Source organism: Priestia abyssalis (assembly GCF_002019595.1).
In the GTDB taxonomy this organism is placed as follows: Bacteria; Bacillota; Bacilli; order Bacillales; family Bacillaceae_H; genus Bacillus_BA; species Bacillus_BA abyssalis.
The window spans coordinates 594448-613205 of sequence record NZ_KV917369.1 but is presented as its reverse complement, the minus strand read 5'-3'; the positions used below and the strand labels follow the sequence as shown (position 1 = coordinate 613205).

Sequence of the window (18758 nt, the reverse complement as noted above, 5' to 3'; positions counted from 1 at the left end):
TTTTTATGATTTTTTATCGGAAATACGGCTTAATTTATTTTATATTACATGATGCTTGAATCATTTTTGACCAGGGCATGTACTGATCTAGAATTTCAGGGTTTTGATGGATGCCGATATTCGGCAGGTCCGTCAAAAGTCTCTTTATGTATTCGTAGAAATCCACACCGTTGCTTTTAGCGGTTTCTGCGATACTTAAACAGATAGCGTTCGCTTTTGCACCGGCTTCACTAACACTAAAGAGCCAATTTTTTCGACCAATGACATTAGGGCGGATGGCGTTTTCGGCTGGATTATTATCAATCTCAATGCGGCCATCGTTCAAGAATGCTTTAAGCCCATTTGCTCGGTTCAACGTATATTCAGCTGCCTTTGCGAGGGCATTTTTTCCGTAGAATGGTGATGTTTCAATCCAGTTAAGAAATTTGTCAACGATTAGCTTCGAGTATTTTTGGCGTTTTTTTCTGCGCTTGCTCGGAGACAAATGTTTAAATTTCCTTTCTAGTCGATATAATTCATCACAATACTTCACACCAACTTGGCCATTCTTACTGTCGGCTTTCAACCAATAACGACGAACATGTGCCCAACAATTTGCCAAGGTAATTCCGCCAATCTTATCGTAGGCAGAGTAACCATCACAAATAATTGTACCGGAATACCCCTCCGTGAAACTTTCAAGGACGGACCGAGCCCGTGATAAAGAGCTTTGAAATAGAATAATCAAGGGACCTTGGCTTGGCACACTTCGATATACCCAGTTATAGGCATTGGATTGACCAGATTTCCCATCAGAACGATGAATAATTTGGGAATACGTTTCGTCGACATGTAGAACAGATTTAAACATCATCAACTCTTTCATTCGTTCATAAATAGGTAGTAGCCAATCATGTGCTGCACGTATGACCCAATTAGAAAGATTTTTATCATTCGTATCTAGACCATAACGTGACCATTCCTTTACCTGGCAGTAAAGGGGTAAGTATTGCGCAAATTTATCATAGATGACTTTGGCAAGCACGCTAGGGCTTGCGATGCTACGTTGAATCGGTGGATGTGGTGCTTTTCCACGCTTAATTTGTGCGGATTGTGATGCATCACTTTTGCAGTTCCTACATTCGTAGGCATGTTCAATATGCTGTACTTTCATCATTTTTGCGGGAATAAATGTAGCTTCTTCACGGACAACCGTTCCGCCGATTTCAACCATTTGATGTTGACAACAGTCACAGATGGTATTGTCTGGATGATGATGGATCGCTTCTATTTCTACATCATCTCGCAATGAATCATTTCTCTTTTTCTTCTGGATGTTTCGAACAACAGTATAAGAAATCGTCTGTTGGCTTTGTTCTTCTGTGTGCTCAGAATCAGTAAAAGACGGGTCATCCTCAAATAAGGACACTTGCCCGTCGGGCGTATTGTATTTAGATTTTTCTGTTTTAGAGCCATATAAGAGTTTTGTTAAATGTTGAAGTTGTTGCGTCAACGATTCAATCTGTTTCAATGATTGATCCAACTTTTTCGATAACTCTTTATTTTGTTGATTCGAATGAGCTAATTGTTCTTCAAGCAGTCGAATTAATTTCTCATCTTTACTTTCGTTATTAAAAGAAGCGTTCGACACAACATTCACTACTTTCCGTTCAGTTTCGTTCCTCCTATTATAATCAGTTTGAATAGTGAAATAAAGATAAAAATACCAACTTGAACGATTTTAGAACGCGCCTTTTAGTGATGGTTGAATGGCTTTTGGCTGCTGAATGGATAACCCTTCAAGTAACCATCGGAGCTCCTGTTGTGAAAGATTACGTACTTCATTTTCATCTTTTGGCCATTGAAGTTTTCCACTATCTAAACGCTTATAAAGCATGGCGAAGCCATCTCCATCAAAATACAGACATTTGTAGCGATCTTTACTCCATCCTGAAAATAAGAAAATGGAATCGCCATATGGATCAAGTTCGAAAGAATCTTGAATCAGTGTGGCAAGCCCGTCTATGCCTTTTCGCATATCGGTCTTTCCGCAAATGATGTAGATATTTTTCACACTTGTATAATCGTATTTCACAGATGTTTCAACTCCCTCATAACGGTTTGGATAACGTGCTCACCTACGCCGCCATAGAAGGATATTTCCGCGTTTGCCGTTTTGATCGTGCAAATGCTTATTGAAGGATCTTTTGAAGAAGTGGATGATAAAGAATGTTGAGTAGCTGGGTGTAGTGTGACGGGGACAATCGTTAATTTTTGTTGTGGCATAAGACATGCACCTCCTTTGATTCATACATGTATCGTACCGGGAGGTGCTGCGTGTTTATATGCGTTGTTTGAATGGGGGCTTACTTTATATCGTGCGGTGGATTCCAAAGGAAATACGATCGATTTTTATCTGAGCAAGAATAGAAACGCAAAATCAGCCAAGTGCTTTTTCAAAAAAGCCTTAGCTTCTTGTCATTCTACAACACCTAGAGTGATTACCGTAGATAAGAATCCTGCTTATCCTGTAGCGATTCAACAGTTGAAAAACGAAAAAAAGATGCCGGAAGGCATCTAGATGAGGCAAATTCAATATTTGAACAATATCGTCGAACAAGATCACCGTTTTATCAAGAAGCGAGTACGTTCCATGTTAGGATTCAAATCCTTTCAGACCGCTAAGAAGATCCTTACAGGAATTGAAGTCATGCACATGATGAAAAAAGGACAGGTTCACCAACAACAGGTGAAGTCTGCCAAAAATGAAGTTGGATTCATACATAAGTTGCTTGGAATTGCATCATAATCTGTCATTAAACAGTCCATGTAGGTTCTATGTCTCTATCAAATAGTTTTTGCACCAGAACCAAAAAATCTGCAGCATCATCTGCTCACTTTGTACTTTACCTTTTAAAAGTGAAAAGAAAGTGAAAATCAAATTAGAGTTCAGTGAGAGATGTTAAAGATTCATGAAAACCCTTACAAATAATCAGATTTTTTAGAAAATTTATAATTTTTAGTATTTACAAGATTCCTAGTTTCATATATGATAAATACAAGCAACACACACTACCTCAAAAAGAAGGTGATACCAGTGAAGTAGCGAAAGGCAAAGTGTACCGAAACGTACATGGGACAAGTCTAATAACCGATTCAGCAAAGAAAAGGGTGAAGCCAATGACATAGGTAAGGCGAAGGCATATCATACATAGGCCGGGTAACCAACAGTAAACTAATGTTTAGAAGAACTCTCTAGCCATGGGGAGATCCTCCTAATCGAAAAACGACCGAAAGGATTCTACGTATAATGAGTGAAGAAATAGTGTAAGCGACCTTGTGATTCCGAAAAGGATGAACGAGGTCGCTTACTGTGTTTTTTCCTTTCTTCTTAACGTTCCAGGGCCCATTTCATGTCTTCCAGTTGTTGTTTATTACGAATGAGCTGCACATCCTTCACCTGATTCACCTCTCTACAACCTTCCTAACATCAACGTTTTGAATGTACGATTTTTTTGATACATCCGTTATACCATTGATTTTCGTCAAAATTGAGGAAATTCAACAAAACGAATGTGCGATTTTATAACAAATCATACATTCGGTGAAGACAAAAAAATATCCTTTGTTCAACTAAGGAGCAGGTTTAAAAAAAATGGTAAAATAAAGAAAAATGGTAGGGTGATTTTGTGATTGGTTTATTTTTCAGCTATTTTATTATCTTTTTTGTTATCGCGAGATTAGTTAGCTTATTAGGTAAAATTAAATGGATGCCTATAGCAAAAACAACCACAAAACGCGATGCTGTATTAGCTATAGTCTTTTCTTTGATTGTTGTTGCGATGGCTCAAATTGGAAAATATACTTCTTAAACCTTCTTCAACGGGGGCTAGAGTTTAACAACGGAGGTAGCTGCGGCATCTCCTTTTCTTATTGAACAAACAGGGCAGGTGTGCGGCCGTTAGTTAAAGAAAAATAAGAAAGGATTCTCCTTTCTTATTTTTCAAGTAACTCAATCAATTCTCCTTCGTAAGACGCTTCAAAACACATTGGATCGCTTTGAGGATCATCCCCTACAAAAAAACTAGAATGAAAATATTGTATAAACTCTCCATTTTCATTTACATCCCCAGTTCCGCCACCCGACGCTTCCGCAAAGATCGATTCATCTGATTTGAGTTCTTTTACACGATTTCCATCTTGATCGACATAATAATATTTAACATCGTGCCATCCCGAATGTTCCTCATAAGACCAGCCAAAATCCTGAGGAGAGGAGGTTTTTAAAATGCCGTTTTCAGGAATCCGATAAGTAATTTTGTTGTCTTGAATTTTTAAAGGCGGCTCATCCTTAAAATCGTAAAAAACACCTACACATCCCTTATATCCATCCGGTATCAAAAAGACTTCATCAGTCCCAGGCTTTTCTTTAAGAGCAAAGTACACGCTTATAACAATTACAACGACTAAAATGATTACAATCCCTAAAACAATAAAACCAAATTTCTTCATCTCTACCCCCTAAACAAATAAGCATAATACCTTAAGTGAACTGCTCATATTAATAGCTTTTATTCAACTCCGTTAGTTAACAAGAACCATTGACTTTTTCTGGCCACCATTTAATGAATGTAAGTTCTTATCTAAAATCATACTTTCAGTGAAGACAAAAAAATATCCTTTGTTCAACGAACGGGTTAGTTCAACAAGATTTAGCAATATTAAATAAAGAGGGCACCAGCCCTCTTTATTTAATATCCTTAATGAAGTCTTCTAACGAACCATATAACATGGATGCTTCCCATTCACCCATACCGTGTTCAGCAGTAAAAACAGGATAATTTTTATTACTTATATCTACAAATATTGGGTCTCCAAGGTCTTCATCGTAGCCTATAACAAACCAGCTTTCTTTCCAATCTCCTTCGTTATTTCCTACAAAAGAATTTCCTTCCTCATCTTCTCTATACCCTAGTTGTCCCTCTTCGAATTCATCTTTAGAAAACAGATGGAAAGAGGTGGAGATTATGTTTCCTTCCTCATCTTCAAGGTCTATTTCAACTTCGTTAATTTCGAGTGCTTCAAGTCTACTTAAAATCTTTTCCACATCTTGATTTAACAATTTTCCGTCCTCCTTTTGATACATAGTCCACCTTTAATTATACTTCATTCTTCAACGGAGGCTTTAATTTAATAAGAGCGATTGTCATCTATGGTCTTTTTTATGTAAGAAACTATACAAATTCGTACATTCGATAAAATAAAAAAACCGCCTAAATAGGCAGCTATACTTTTGGTTCTTCAAACTACGCACCCAGTTAGTGCTTAGGATGATTGTTGTTTTTCTTTCTTATCTCTGACAATGAGACCAGCAAATAAAAAGCATCCAAATCCTATAATTTTCATAGTTATATGTCCTATATTTCCCATTTGATCAATGGTTAATGAAAATAAAAAAGCTCCACATAAAATAAATAGAATAGCAAAGAACCATCTCAAATTATTAAACCCTCCTTCTATAAAGAAAGAATAGTCGGCTGTTTCTGTAGCCCAACCTTGTTAAACTCTTGCCACCTGTTTGTTGAAGAAGAGTAGCTTATCATTTTTATAAAAAATATATTAGCCCAGCAATGCCTAAGGAGATTACTCCTACAAGACCAGAGTACAACGCAATTTTGGTTCTGAAATTTCTATGTTTGACTGTTTCTGAATGAAAATTTGCCCTTTGTTGTTGTCCATCCGTCCAAGCTCCGATAAAAATACCCGATATAATAATACCGACTACACCAACGATAAGAAACAGCTGAATCATCTACATCCATCTCCTTCCATTCCTTAACAAATCTACGTTTTTACAACTAATTTTGTTTCATTAACGCAGATAAATTGCTCACTCCATAATAAATATTGCTTATCGAATTAACCTGCACCCGTTAGAATGTAAGTTCTTATGTAAGTTCTTATGTAATTTCGTACATTCGGTAAAATAAAAAATCCGCCTTCTTTAAAGCGACCTCTCCTCTCCTCTCCTCTCTTCTCCAATCCAAAGAGGTTGGGTATCTAAAAGACGCCCAACCTCTTTACGTGACATAATGCAGGATTCTCGGAAGCTAAATTCCTTATGCCCCCACTAAAGCATCCCAAATACGATAGAGCCAGTAAACACCGGCCCATATTCCTATAGTCAATGCTGCAAGTAATATCACCTTGTACATTTCCAAATCTTTTGGATTCATTTCTCATGCCCCCTGTCATAGTAAAGCGATAATCTATACTTTGATTTATTATAAATGAAACCTCTTATCTATGACTGAAGGTGACATAACAACCGATCTAAGCAATCAAAATCCCTTGAATTTCATAGAATTCAAGGGATTTTCCGTGCAATATAATCGTTCGTTTTTATTACAAGCAGAACAAAAGTCTACCTTACTGAAAGTGATACAAGATTACTTAATTTAAGTATGCCAACTATGATTTATGGGTATTAGCCAATACATTGAATAAAAGGACATCATTCAAAACACACTAAACCATTGATAGCCTTACTTGAGGAGGAGCGTAATGGAAAATGTGTTTGATTATGAAGATATTCAATTGATTCCAGCCAAAAGCGTGGTAAACAGCCGTTCTGAATGTGATACAACGGTAACCTTTGGCGATCGTACCTTTAAACTGCCTGTGGTGCCGGCAAATATGCAGACCATTATAGATGAAAAGATTGCCATTTACTTAGCGGAAAACGGTTATTTCTATATCATGCATCGCTTCGAACCAGATAAGCGGCTGTCTTTTATTAAAGATATGAGTGCACGCGGGTTATACTCCTCTATCAGTGTTGGAGTAAAAGAAGATGAGTATAAATTTATTCAGCAGTTAGCTGATGAACAGCTTTCACCGGAATACATTACGATTGATATTGCACACGGTCATTCCAATGCTGTTATCAAAATGATTCAACATATAAAAAAACACTTACCCGATAGTTTTGTGATTGCAGGAAATGTTGGAACTCCAGAAGCCGTACGAGAATTAGAGAATGCAGGTGCAGATGCCACAAAAGTAGGCATTGGGCCAGGAAAGGTATGTATCACGAAGATTAAGACTGGATTTGGAACCGGCGGCTGGCAATTAGCAGCACTTCGTTGGTGTGCAAAAGCTGCAAGTAAACCGATTATTGCTGACGGAGGTATTCGTACTCATGGTGATATTGCAAAATCCATCAGATTTGGGGCAGCTATGGTGATGATTGGTTCATTATTTGCAGGGCATGAAGAATCTCCGGGGAAAACCATTGAAGATAAGAAAGATGGAAAACTCTATAAAGAATACTTCGGCTCAGCTTCCGAATTTCAAAAAGGGGAAAGGAAAAATGTAGAAGGCAAAAAAATGTTAGTGGAGCACAAAGGTGCCTTAGCAGATACTCTGATAGAGATGGAGCAAGATCTTCAATCCTCTATTTCGTATGCCGGAGGAAACAAGCTCGAAGCCATCCGTCATGTAGACTATGTTATCGTAAAGAATTCAATCTTTAATGGCGATAGGATATATTAGCGTTCCCACTTTATTAAAGGAGCATCTGCTCACCGGCAGATGTTCCTTTAATAAAGTGTTTTTTCTATATAGAAGCATAGAACCTCAATATCCTTTTCATCTGTAAATTATGATAATACTCCCTATCAAAATTGTCCTTTTGGGGTAAAAGCGTTTACATTATTCGAAATGTAGAGTACAATACTTGTATACAAGTACACTTGAATTTATAAGAAGGTGAATTTATGGTTTATTCAAGAGAATTTCTCTATCCTGAAAAATGGCTTTTAAAAGCTTCCGCTGGTAATCGTGTAACATGTGAACTTAGAATGCGCATTATTTCCGGTATGATTGAGAGCGGTACCATTTTATCGGAAAATAAATTAGCTGCAGATTTCGCTGTGAGTCGTTCACCCGTTCGAGAAGCGTTAAAAGTACTGGCATCCGAACATATCATTCGATTAGAAAGAATGGGTGCCGTTGTGATTGGTTTAACTGAAAAAGAAATAGAAGAAATTTATGATGTACGCTTACTCATTGAAACGTTTGTATTTGAACGTCTTGTAAGAATGGACACTAATGAGTTAGTAAAGGAACTGAGCAAAATACTAGAAATGATGAAAGTCGCAATCAAATATAGTGATGCTGATGAGTTTTCCTATCATGATGTCTTGTTTCATGAAACGATTATCCGTGCAGTTAATCATTCATACATTCTGATGATCTGGAATAATTTAAAACCTGTTATGGAAAGCCTCATTCTTCTATCGATGCGCGGGCGTTTCACGGAAAAGTTCGATGACTTTACACGAATTGTGAAAAATCATGAACTGTATATTGAAGCGATCAAAGCAAAAGACAGGACCCTTATGATTGAGTCCTTACATCAAAACTTTGATGATGTTCAAGGCAAAGTAGAAGATCTATGGATGTCACAGCAAATGCTATCTAAAGGAGTAGAACGCAAAAATGACTAACTACATGTTAGGTATAGATATCGGTACCACAAGCACCAAAGCAGTTTTATTTAGCGAAAAAGGCGATGTCATTCAACAAGAAAATATTGGGTATCCGCTTTACACACCCGATATTTCGACAGCTGAACAAAACCCGGAAGAAATTTTCCAAGCTGTATTGCAAGCGGTTTCGAATATAACGAAACACCATCCAGATAAAAAACCATCGTTTATTTCATTTAGCAGTGCCATGCATAGCGTCATTGCCATGGACAAAAATGACCAGCCGCTTACGCCGTGTATCACTTGGGCAGATAATCGAAGTGAAGCATGGGCACATAAAATAAAAAATGAATGGAATGGGCATGAAGTCTATAAACGAACCGGAACACCGATTCACCCGATGTCACCATTAAGTAAAATCACGTGGATTGTGAATGAACATCGTGAAATCGCTGCCAAAACTAAAAAATATATCGGAATTAAAGAATATATCTTTAAACAGTTCTTTGATCAATATGTTGTAGATTATTCACTAGCTTCAGCAACGGGCATGATGAATCTCAAAGACTTGGATTGGGATAAAGAAGCATTACAGATTGCGGGCATAACTCGTGGAGAGCTATCTGAGCTCGTACCAACAACCAGCATATTTACCAATTGTGATCCAGATTTAGCTAAACAAATTGGCATCGATTCACAAACACCTTTTATCATCGGAGCTAGTGACGGAGTTCTTTCTAATTTAGGTGTAAATGCCATTAGACCCGGCGAGATTGCGGTGACGATTGGGACAAGCGGTGCCATTCGAACCATTATTGACCAGCCGCAAACGGACGAAAAAGGGCGAATCTTTTGCTATGCTTTAACAGAAAAACATTGGGTCATTGGGGGGCCGGTAAACAACGGCGGGATGGTTCTTCGCTGGATAAGGGATGAATTTGCGTCTTCGGAAGTAGAAACAGCCAAAAGGCTTGGTATCGATCCTTATGAAGTATTAACTAAGATTGCTGAGCGAGTAAGGCCAGGTGCTGATGGATTGTTGTTCCATCCATACCTTGCAGGTGAACGTGCTCCGTTATGGAACCCAGACGTGCGCGGCTCATTTTTCGGATTAACGATGTCACATAAAAAAGAACATATGATTCGAGCAGCCCTGGAAGGCGTTATTTATAATTTATACACCGTGTTTCTAGCATTAACTGAATGCATGGATGGTCCAGTAACCCGAATCCAGGCAACCGGAGGCTTTGCAAGGTCGGATGTTTGGCGTCAAATGATGTCTGATATATTCGAATCTGAAGTAGTGGTTCCAGAAAGCTACGAGAGTTCTTGTCTAGGTGCTTGTATTTTAGGTCTATATGCCACAGGGAAAATCGAATCTTTTGAAATCGTTTCCGAAATGATTGGCAGTACCTTTAAGCACGCACCGAAAGAAGACTCGGTTAAAGAGTATCGGGAGTTATTACCTATCTTTATTAACTTATCAAGAGTATTAGAAAACGACTATAAACGGATCGCAAATTATCAAAGAAGCTTAACAAAACACAACTAGATAACCGTTTGGAGGAATTAAAATGCCATTAATCATTGTAGCAATTGGGATTTTAGCATTATTGCTATTAATTATGGGCCTCAAATTAAATACCTTTATTTCACTGGTCGTTGTATCGTTCGGCGTTGCTTTAGCACTCGGAATGCCATTAGACCAGATTGTCAAAACCATTGAAGCTGGATTAGGCGGTACGCTTGGCCATTTAGCGTTAATTTTTGGACTTGGGGCAATGTTAGGTAAGTTAATCGCAGATTCCGGGGGAGCCCAACGAATTGCGATGACCCTCGTGAACAAATTTGGAGAAAAAAATATTCAATGGGCTGTTGTCTTTGCTTCATTCATTATCGGTGTCGCACTTTTCTTTGAAGTAGGATTAGTATTATTAATTCCAATCGTATTTGCGATTTCAAAAGAATTAAAGGTTTCTGTATTGTTTCTCGGGATTCCAATGGCAGCGGCATTATCTGTGACACACGGTTTCTTGCCGCCGCATCCAGGGCCAACCGTCATCGCTGGTGAATATGGCGCAAATATTGGTGAAGTATTACTTTATGGCTTTATCGTTTCCGTTCCAACTGTTATTTTAGCTGGACCTGTATTTACGAAAATTGCTAAAAAGCTTGTACCTGAATCATTTACCAAAACTGGTAATATCGCTTCTCTAGGTGAACAAAAAACATTTAAACTTGAAGATACGCCTGGATTCGGTATCAGTGTTTTTACCGCTTTACTTCCTGTTATTTTAATGTCAATCGCTACGATTATTACTTTATTACAAAAAACAATGGGATTTGAGGATAATAGTTTCCTAGCAGCCATCCGTTTTATTGGGGAAGCTGGTACCTCCATGTTGATCTCTCTATTAGCAGCTGTATACACAATGGGCTTAGCAAGAAAAATTCCAATCAAAACAGTAATGGAATCTTGTACAACAGCGATTACACATATTGGCATGATGCTCTTGATCATTGGGGGCGGCGGAGCCTTTAAACAAGTCTTAATCGATGGCGGTGTAGGTGACTACGTAGCTGAATTATTCAAAGGAACTTCCTTATCGCCAATCGTACTTGCCTGGCTGATTGCTGCAATCTTACGTATTTCTTTAGGGTCTGCCACGGTTGCCGCTTTAACAACTGCCGGTTTAGTGATTCCGATGTTAGGACAATCTGATGTTAACCTTGCTTTAGTTGTACTCGCAACGGGAGCAGGAAGTGTAATAGCCTCTCATGTTAACGATGCTGGTTTCTGGATGTTTAAAGAGTATTTTGGTTTAAGCATGAAAGAAACATTCGCAACATGGACATTGCTTGAGACGATTATTTCGGTAGCTGGATTAGCCTTTATCCTTTTACTAAGTTTATTCGTATAAGCTCGGTCCTGCCATTAGACGGGATTTCATTCATCATTCATATGCAATCTCTTCAAAGGGCTACCATCTAAAAAAGCCCTTACTACACACACTTAGTCTTTCAGACAGTAAATCCCCCACTTTTTCCCTTAGTCTCTTCCAAGGTCTAAGTGGGGTTTTTACTGTCTATTAATCTGAAATAAAGGAGCAGAAAAAATGTTTAATACAATTGGTGTCATTGGTTTAGGAGTAATGGGCAGCAATATCGCTTTAAATATGGCTAGCAAAAGAGAGCAAGTTGCGGTCTATAATTACACACGTGATTTAACTGATCAGCTTGTCCAAAAAAGTGAAGGACAGTCTATCCATCCATACTACGAAATTCAAGATTTTGTTCGGTCCTTACAAACCCCAAGGAAGATTTTCCTGATGGTTACAGCAGGCAGCCCAATCGATTCGGTGATCGGTTTATTAGTTCCTCATCTTGAGGCAGGCGATATCATCATGGACGGCGGCAATTCCCACTACGAAGATACGGAACGCAGATACGATGAATTGAAATCTAAAGGAATCGGTTATTTAGGAATTGGTATTTCCGGGGGCGAAGTCGGTGCTTTAAAAGGACCTTCTATCATGCCCGGCGGCGATAAAGACGTCTATGAAAAAGCAGCTCCTATCCTGACAAAAATAGCGGCTCAAGTGGAAAGCACCCCTTGCTGTGTTTATATTGGCCCAAGAGGAGCAGGACACTTTGTCAAAATGGTACATAACGGAATCGAGTATGCAGATATGCAATTAATCGCAGAAGCCTACACTTTTTTAAGAGAAAAGTTACGTTTATCCGTTAATGAAATTGCTGACATTTTTGAAACATGGAATCAAGGTGAACTAAAAAGTTATTTAATCCAAATTACCGCGGAGATTTTGAGGAAAAAAGATGAAGTAACCGGACTGCCGCTGATAGATATGATTCTCGATAAAGTCGGGCAAAAAGGCACTGGTAAATGGACAAGTATTCAAGCAATCAATAACGGGATTCCATCATCGATTATTACTGAGTCCTTGTTTGCCCGTTACCTATCCTCTCTAAAAGAAGAAAGGGTTTATGCGGAAAGTATTTTAGCCGGCCCAGAGATGGATCACCAGAGTCTAGATAAAGATTTGTGGATTGAGTATGTTAGACAGGCATTATATATGGGGAAAATTTGCGCATACGCTCAAGGATTCACACAGTATAAAATGACTTCTGACCTTCACGGCTGGAACTTACCTTTAAAGGATATTGCCCTGATTTTCCGTGATGGCTGCATCATTCGCGCCGAGTTTTTGAATATAATAAGCGAAGCCTATCAAGCAGAACCGAACCTGAGTAATTTATTGGTCGCCCCCTATTTCGCTAAAAAGGTTAAAGAGTACCAAATCGGACTGCGAAAAGTGATATGTGAAGGCATTCATTCCGGTATCTCATTTCCATGTTTAAGTGCTTCTCTCACTTATTACGATAGCTATCGGACAGGCACTTCAAATGCCAGCTTAGTGCAGGCCCAGCGTGACTACTTTGGTGCCCATACGTATGAACGAAAAGATATGGCAGGAGTCTTTCATACTAACTGGCAATGATTGAAAGTCCAGAGTATTGATACCTCTTAACCCCTCCTTATCTTTATAAACAAAAGCTAAGCTATACATCGCTTCATTGAATGAACTTGTATAGCTCAGCTTTTTTCCTATTATAAAAACCTCACCTACTTTTTTGTAGTGCTGGGGGAATCTTTTCTTCATCTACCTTTGATTCTTGTTGTACCTGAACCAATTTATTTAAGTTTTTGAATAAAATGTGAATTTTAAGAAAGATAAAAACAAATATAGATGAAAACAAGAGAAAAATGGAGATAATTTGAGGAAAATTCATATTTTATATATTTTTCTGCCTGTTGTTTCCGTTTTCATGGTGAATGTTTCCGTTTTCAGTATCTTTGCTTGAACTAACCGAAGAATGTAATAATGAAGACAACAAATTACAAGGGGGAAAATAAGATGGCAAAAATAGTCGCATTCATCACTAATACTGGAGAAAACAAAATGACAAAAATAGCCGCATTCATAGCTAACGCAATGGAAGTCTACGGAAAAGCAATGGATAGCTACGGCACAGCGATTATAAAAGTAAAAACAAAATAAAAGGATGGTTCTAATTGAAAATCTACATTGAACATAAAACCGATCCACTAACCGATTCTCAAAGATAAAAAAGAGAATCGGTTTTTTTGTTTGAGATTAACTCCAAGCGGCTAAGGCTCCATTTCCCCCTCAATGACATTTTAGACGCGATTTTAAGTGTTCGATAAATAACTATTCAATAAAAAACTGCCCCTCCAATAGTTAGTCGAATCTAACTATTGGAGGGGCAGTTCAATCGCAAATAAAAGAAATTCTCCTTTATACTGCTTTGCGGATATCTATTTTTTTTCCTTCTTTACGCCACTCTTTAAATTCAGCTGCTGCTGTAAAAAGTACATCTGTAGATGAGTTAAGGGCCGTTTCAAAAGAGTCTTGTAAAACACCAATGATAAAGCCTACTCCAACTACCTGCATCGCAACCTCAGCCGGGATTCCAAATAAGCTGCAAGCCAGAGGAATCAGTAATAACGATCCACCAGCAACCCCTGATGCACCACAAGCACTTACAGCTGACAGTACGCTGAGAATGATGGCTGTAGGGAGGTCCACTTGAATGCCAAGTGTATGAACCGCCGCAAGTGTCAAAACAGAAATCGTCACAGCAGCACCAGCCATATTGATGGTTGCCCCTAATGGAATCGATACTGAATAACTATCCTTATTTAAACCTAGATTTTCACACAATCTCATATTGACAGGAATATTGGAAGCTGAGCTTCGTGTAAAGAATGCTGTAATACCACTTTCCTTTAAGCACTTAAAAACAAGCGGGAAAGGGTTTTGACGGATAAATACGAACACAATGATCGGATTGATAACCAACGCAACAAAAACCATACAACCAATCAAAACGGCAAGTAATTTTCCGTAACCTAGTAACGACTCAATTCCATTTGTAGTAATAGACTCAAATACTAGGCCCATAATTCCTAATGGCGCAAACTTAATCACCCATGTAACCATTTTAGATACAGCATCTGAAAAATTCGAAATCAACGTTTTTGTTGTATCAGAGGCATTTTTTAAAGCCAAACCAAGGAGTACCGCCCAAGCTAAAATGCCGATGTAGTTCGCATTATAAATTGCTTTAACCGGGTTATCAACAACGTTCAGCAGTAATGTTTTGAGGACCTCTACCACACCGCCAGGAGCAGTGAAGCCCTCAGCACCCTCTGCAAGTGTTAAGCTTACAGGGAAAATAAAACTTACAATAACGGCCGTTAATCCAGCTAAAAAGGTTCCTGCAAGGTATAAGACAATAATGGATTTCATATTTGTTTGATGACCACTCTTATGTTGAGCAATGGCCGACATAACCAAGAAGAGTACCAGCACAGGTGCAATTGCTTTCAAAGCACCTACAAATAAAGAGCCAAAAATAACAACAGATTTTGCTGCTTCTGGAACCGCTACAGCCAGAATAATACCAACAATTAAACCTACAATGATTTGTTTTACCAGACTCAGTCGGCTCCACTTTTTCAGTATATTTTTCATAGATGTTCCCCCACTAGTTTAAGATAAAATTATAACATTACTATTTCTGTTTAATTATTTTTTCGACACATGGGTATTCCTTATTACATTCCACTCCATAAAGACAACTGTCCTTCTGATAAATAGTATTATAATGATTTTCTCGATATATTACAATATTATTTTCTCTATTAAAAAAAGTTTTAATTATTATAATATTCAAATAAATAAAAAGAGGGGGCAAAACAATATATACCGACATACTCTAAAATTTCAGGCTCCTTGACTCACACAATGATTATGTATTGGTTACATCCATATGGCCTGAATCAAATGGAAATTTTACAACCATTCTCCTTCAGTAAAAGGGGTTATTAGACAAGGAATCCTGCCTTTTTTGTTGAACTAACTCTTAAAGATATTTTTCTTAGTAAAATGAAGACTCCTATTTCTTTCAGAATAGATGTATATCAATCTGTCAAATTGGAAATCCTTCTAATGGATGTATTATGCTGTCATCTCTATATACTATCTAAAAAATAAAAAGATGAGGTGTTTGAACATGAATAAAACAGAACTGATCAATGCTGTCGCAACAAAAACTGAATTAACAAAGAAAGATGCTGCGAAAGCAGTGGATACGTTGTTTGAAACCATCTCTACTACGCTTGCAAAGGAAGAGAAAATTCAGTTGATCGGGTTTGGAACATTTGAAGTACGTGAACGTGCAGCCCGAACAGGCCGCAATCCGCAAACTGGTGAGGAAATGCAAATCCCTGCCTCTAAAGTTCCTGCTTTTAAACCAGGTAAAGAACTAAAAGAAGCCGTCAAGTAAGCAGTTAATAAAAAGCGCTAAGAAAGCCTCTTTGCTTCCTTAGCGCTTTTTATTTTGATATGGTTAGTCGCATTTTCAACTGGCCAAATTAGAAATTCTTATACTCTATTGAATCTAAGAGTGTTTTAATTGTCTAAAAATCAGTGTTATGTTAACTGAGTGTATCAAATTTAGACTCTGCTAAATTCCGTACTCTTCCCCTACTGCGAAACAGGAATCTCTCTAGTAATATCCGAAGGGGTTGTTAACCGTCTGAAACAGCAGCATCACTCCTATATTTTTCTACAATTTTCCAATTATATATTAAACAGCTTCAATAAAGAATAATCAATAGTGAAATCATTCATCCATAGCTACGGTCGCCTATATATATCGATTTAGAACCCTTGAAAGTAAATTCAAGTCGTCCGAGTCACCGATTGTAATGCCTCTTAATTGAATGAAGGTGAGTCGAGTTATTAAGTGGAATATATAGAACTAGACCACGCATTCTACATCTGCACCAACTACCAGCCATAATTGAGAATGATATTAAATCAACGTACGGTAAAGTTGTGCATTATTCTTGACAAACCAAATACTTTTATATAATAATTAATATCGAATTAGAATTATTATAGTTAACTGAACCTTTCAGTGGTATGTAGTAAACTATTCATAATTCTCAAAACCCACACTTAGGAGGAATATTTATTATGGCTTTAATTGGAAAAGAAGTACTACCATTCGCAGCAAAAGCGTTTCATAACGGTGAGTTTATCGATGTTACGGAAGCAAACTTCAAAGGTAAATGGAGTGTCGTTTGCTTTTACCCAGCAGATTTCACATTCGTATGCCCTACTGAACTTGAAGACCTGCAAAACCAATATGCAACTTTAAAAGATATGGGAGCTGAAGTATATTCCGTTTCCACTGATACACATTTTACACACAAAGCGTGGCATGATCACTCAGAAGCGATTGGCAAAATTGAATACGTGATGATCGGCGACCCTTCACAAAAAATCTCTCGCAACTTCGACGTACTAAACGAAGAAGAAGGTCTTGCTGATCGCGGTACATTCATCATCGATCCAGACGGTATCATCCAAACTGTTGAAATTAATGCAGGCGGCATCGGCCGTGATGCAAGCACAGTTGTTAGCAAGCTTAAGGCAGCACAATATGTTCGCAACAACCCAGGTGAAGTTTGCCCTGCTAAATGGCAAGAAGGCGCTGCAACACTGAAGCCAAGCCTTGACCTTGTAGGAAAAATTTAAGGAGCACAATCCATGATTCTAGATGCAGATATAAAAGCACAATTAGCCCAATATCTTCAAATGATGGAGGGCGATGTGCTGCTCAAAGTTAGTGCAGGATCCGATGACGTATCCCGTGACATGTTGGCATTAGTGGACGAATTAGCCACAATGTCGTCCCACATTAAGGTAGAAAAAACAGAATTAGAGAGAACACCGAGCTTTAGTGTAAACCGCATCAGCGAAGACACTGGGGTAACTTTTGCCGGTATCCCATTGGGTCATGAATTTACTTCATTAGTGTTGGCTCTCTTACAGGTGAGCGGAAGAGCTCCAAAGGTTGATCAGAAGGTCATTGATCAAGTGAAAAGCATGAAAGGTGACTATCACTTTGAATCTTACATCAGCCTGACTTGCCATAACTGCCCTGATGTTGTACAAGCACTGAACTTGATGAGCATTCTGAACCCTGGTATTTCACATACGATGATTGATGGTGCAGCGTTCAAGGAAGAAGTGGATAGCAAGGGCATCATGGCCGTGCCAACGGTGTTCCTCAATGGGGAATCGTTCGGCAGCGGTCGTATGTCCATTGAAGAAATCCTTGCCAAAATGGGGAGTACTCCGGACGCATCCGAGTTTGCTGACAAAGATCCATTCGATGTGCTTGTTGTCGGAGGCGGGCCAGCCGGTGCCAGTGCAGCTGTCTATGCAGCACGTAAAGGCATTCGTACAGGCATCGTTGCTGAACGCTTTGGCGGTCAGATCATGGACACCATGGGTATTGAGAACTTCATCAGTGTGAAATATACGGAAGGTCCTAAGCTCGCAGCAAGTCTTGAAGAACATGTCAAAGAGTATGACATTGATGTCATGAATTTACAGCGTGCCAAGCGTTTAGAAAAGAAGGATCTTATCGAAGTTGAACTCGAAAACGGTGCGGTTCTAAAAAGTAAAACTGTCATCCTTTCAACAGGTGCCCGCTGGCGCAATGTGGGTGTACCAGGCGAAGCAGAGTTCAAGAACAAAGGTGTAGCCTACTGCCCTCATTGTGACGGTCCATTATTTGCCGGAAAACACGTAGCCGTTATCGGCGGCGGTAATTCCGGTATTGAGGCGGCCATTGATCTCGCTGGTATTGTGAAGCATGTAACCGTTCTTGAATTCATGCCAGAGCTGAAAGCTGATGTTGTACTCCAAGATCGCCTTTACAGCCTGCCTAACGTAACGGTCCTAAAAAATGTTCAAACAAAAGAAATTACCGGTACTGATAAAGTGAACGGCATTTCTTATATGGACCGCGAGACGGAAGAAGTTCATCATATTGAATTGCAGGGTGTATTTGTCCAGATCGGCCTTGTGCCTAATACCGACTGGTTAGGTGAATCGATTGAACGTACCCGCATAGGTGAAATCGTAGTCGATAAACATGGTGCAACCAACATCCCTGGTGTATTCGCTGCAGGCGACTGTACCGATAACCCATATAAGCAAATCATTATTTCGATGGGATCAGGTGCAACGGCAGCCTTAGGGGCATTCGATTATCTCATCCGAAATTAATGTATGGACATGAGTAACATGTGCCGTTGATCAACTACTATACTGCGGTAACTTCTTCGTTACAGCAGCATAAACAATCCAGTATTTTATTTTC

Annotated in this window: 18 protein-coding genes and 1 pseudogene; 11 read left to right on the top strand and 8 right to left on the bottom strand. The window is 38.7% G+C overall.

The genetic code is table 11. The features are described from left to right. Positions 1 to 34 precede the first annotated feature (34 nt). The 3 genes from tnpC to BK575_RS02970 all read right to left on the bottom strand — a co-directional run bounded on the left by tnpC (position 35) and on the right by BK575_RS02970 (position 2265). Positions 35 to 1630 carry an IS66 family transposase gene (gene tnpC / locus BK575_RS02980; RefSeq protein ID WP_078414614.1) on the bottom strand — a complete coding sequence of 532 codons (1596 nt, stop codon included), beginning with the start codon at positions 1628 to 1630 and terminating at the stop codon, positions 35 to 37. Positions 1631 to 1720: 90 nt separating this feature from the next. Beyond that, positions 1721 to 2074 carry an IS66 family insertion sequence element accessory protein TnpB gene (gene tnpB, locus BK575_RS02975; protein WP_139367959.1) on the bottom strand — a complete coding sequence of 118 codons (354 nt, stop codon included), beginning with the start codon at positions 2072 to 2074 and terminating at the stop codon, positions 1721 to 1723. Then, on the bottom strand, positions 2071 to 2265 hold the full coding sequence (locus tag BK575_RS02970) for a hypothetical protein (RefSeq protein ID WP_078408840.1): 195 nt from the start codon (positions 2263 to 2265) through the stop codon (positions 2071 to 2073). The genes tnpB and BK575_RS02970 overlap by 4 nt, the downstream gene beginning before the upstream one ends. 70 nt (positions 2266 to 2335) lie before the next feature. Here BK575_RS02970 and BK575_RS02965 point away from each other — a divergent pair. Beyond that, positions 2336 to 2788: pseudogene (locus BK575_RS02965) on the top strand (IS6 family transposase); the annotation flags it as partial. 880 nt (positions 2789 to 3668) lie between these two features. Continuing rightward, a complete protein-coding gene (locus tag BK575_RS02955) occupies positions 3669 to 3851 on the top strand; it encodes a hypothetical protein (protein WP_078408839.1) in 183 nt (60 codons plus the stop codon). 124 nt (positions 3852 to 3975) lie between these two features. On the opposite strand, the gene BK575_RS02950 is transcribed toward BK575_RS02955, so the two are convergent. The 4 genes from BK575_RS02950 to BK575_RS02940 form a co-directional block, all read right to left on the bottom strand. Then, on the bottom strand, positions 3976 to 4491 hold the full coding sequence (locus tag BK575_RS02950) for a DUF6843 domain-containing protein (RefSeq protein ID WP_078408838.1): 516 nt from the start codon (positions 4489 to 4491) through the stop codon (positions 3976 to 3978). Between the two features lie 235 nt (positions 4492 to 4726). Then, a complete protein-coding gene (locus tag BK575_RS02945; RefSeq protein ID WP_078414613.1) occupies positions 4727 to 5101 on the bottom strand; it encodes a hypothetical protein in 375 nt (124 codons plus the stop codon). A 203-nt stretch (positions 5102 to 5304) separates the two neighbouring features. Further along, positions 5305 to 5478 carry a hypothetical protein gene (locus BK575_RS28280; RefSeq protein ID WP_169907507.1) on the bottom strand — a complete coding sequence of 58 codons (174 nt, stop codon included), beginning with the start codon at positions 5476 to 5478 and terminating at the stop codon, positions 5305 to 5307. 106 nt (positions 5479 to 5584) lie between these two features. Beyond that, positions 5585 to 5791, bottom strand: a complete 207-nt coding sequence (locus tag BK575_RS02940; protein WP_078408837.1) for a DUF5316 family protein — start codon at positions 5789 to 5791, stop codon at positions 5585 to 5587. 752 nt (positions 5792 to 6543) lie between these two features. Here BK575_RS02940 and guaC point away from each other — a divergent pair. The 6 genes from guaC to BK575_RS28275 all read left to right on the top strand — a co-directional run bounded on the left by guaC (position 6544) and on the right by BK575_RS28275 (position 13552). Further along, the gene (guaC, locus tag BK575_RS02935; protein WP_078408836.1) at positions 6544 to 7533 is read left to right on the top strand and encodes a GMP reductase; all 990 of its coding nucleotides are present in this window, start codon (positions 6544 to 6546) and stop codon (positions 7531 to 7533) included. Positions 7534 to 7757: 224 nt separating this feature from the next. Next, on the top strand, positions 7758 to 8489 hold the full coding sequence (locus BK575_RS02930; protein WP_078408835.1) for a GntR family transcriptional regulator: 732 nt from the start codon (positions 7758 to 7760) through the stop codon (positions 8487 to 8489). Further along, positions 8482 to 10023, top strand: coding sequence for a gluconokinase (gene gntK / locus BK575_RS02925; RefSeq protein WP_078408834.1), 1542 nt, complete (start codon positions 8482 to 8484; stop codon positions 10021 to 10023). Before BK575_RS02930 ends, gntK begins: the two co-directional genes overlap by 8 nt. Before the next feature lie 22 nt (positions 10024 to 10045). Further along, the gene (locus tag BK575_RS02920; protein ID WP_078408833.1) at positions 10046 to 11392 is read left to right on the top strand and encodes a GntP family permease; all 1347 of its coding nucleotides are present in this window, start codon (positions 10046 to 10048) and stop codon (positions 11390 to 11392) included. A 195-nt stretch (positions 11393 to 11587) separates the two neighbouring features. Continuing rightward, the gene (gene gnd / locus BK575_RS02915) at positions 11588 to 12991 is read left to right on the top strand and encodes a decarboxylating NADP(+)-dependent phosphogluconate dehydrogenase (protein ID WP_078408832.1); all 1404 of its coding nucleotides are present in this window, start codon (positions 11588 to 11590) and stop codon (positions 12989 to 12991) included. Positions 12992 to 13408: 417 nt separating this feature from the next. Beyond that, on the top strand, positions 13409 to 13552 hold the full coding sequence (locus BK575_RS28275) for a hypothetical protein (RefSeq protein WP_169907505.1): 144 nt from the start codon (positions 13409 to 13411) through the stop codon (positions 13550 to 13552). A gap of 258 nt (positions 13553 to 13810) precedes the next feature. On the opposite strand, the gene sstT is transcribed toward BK575_RS28275, so the two are convergent. Next, positions 13811 to 15049 carry a serine/threonine transporter SstT gene (gene sstT / locus BK575_RS02910; protein ID WP_078408831.1) on the bottom strand — a complete coding sequence of 413 codons (1239 nt, stop codon included), beginning with the start codon at positions 15047 to 15049 and terminating at the stop codon, positions 13811 to 13813. Between the two features lie 541 nt (positions 15050 to 15590). On the opposite strand from sstT, the gene BK575_RS02905 reads away from it, so the two are divergent. The 3 genes from BK575_RS02905 (at position 15591) to ahpF (ending at position 18664) form a co-directional block, all read left to right on the top strand. Next, the gene (locus BK575_RS02905) at positions 15591 to 15863 is read left to right on the top strand and encodes an HU family DNA-binding protein (RefSeq protein WP_078408830.1); all 273 of its coding nucleotides are present in this window, start codon (positions 15591 to 15593) and stop codon (positions 15861 to 15863) included. Positions 15864 to 16558: 695 nt separating this feature from the next. Next, entirely contained in the window at positions 16559 to 17122 is a 564-nt protein-coding gene (gene ahpC, locus BK575_RS02900; RefSeq protein ID WP_078408829.1) for an alkyl hydroperoxide reductase subunit C, read from the top strand. Between the two features lie 12 nt (positions 17123 to 17134). Next, complete coding sequence (gene ahpF, locus BK575_RS02895) at positions 17135 to 18664, top strand: alkyl hydroperoxide reductase subunit F (RefSeq protein ID WP_078408828.1); 1530 nt, start codon at positions 17135 to 17137, stop codon at positions 18662 to 18664. The last annotated feature ends 94 nt before the right edge of the window (positions 18665 to 18758 follow it).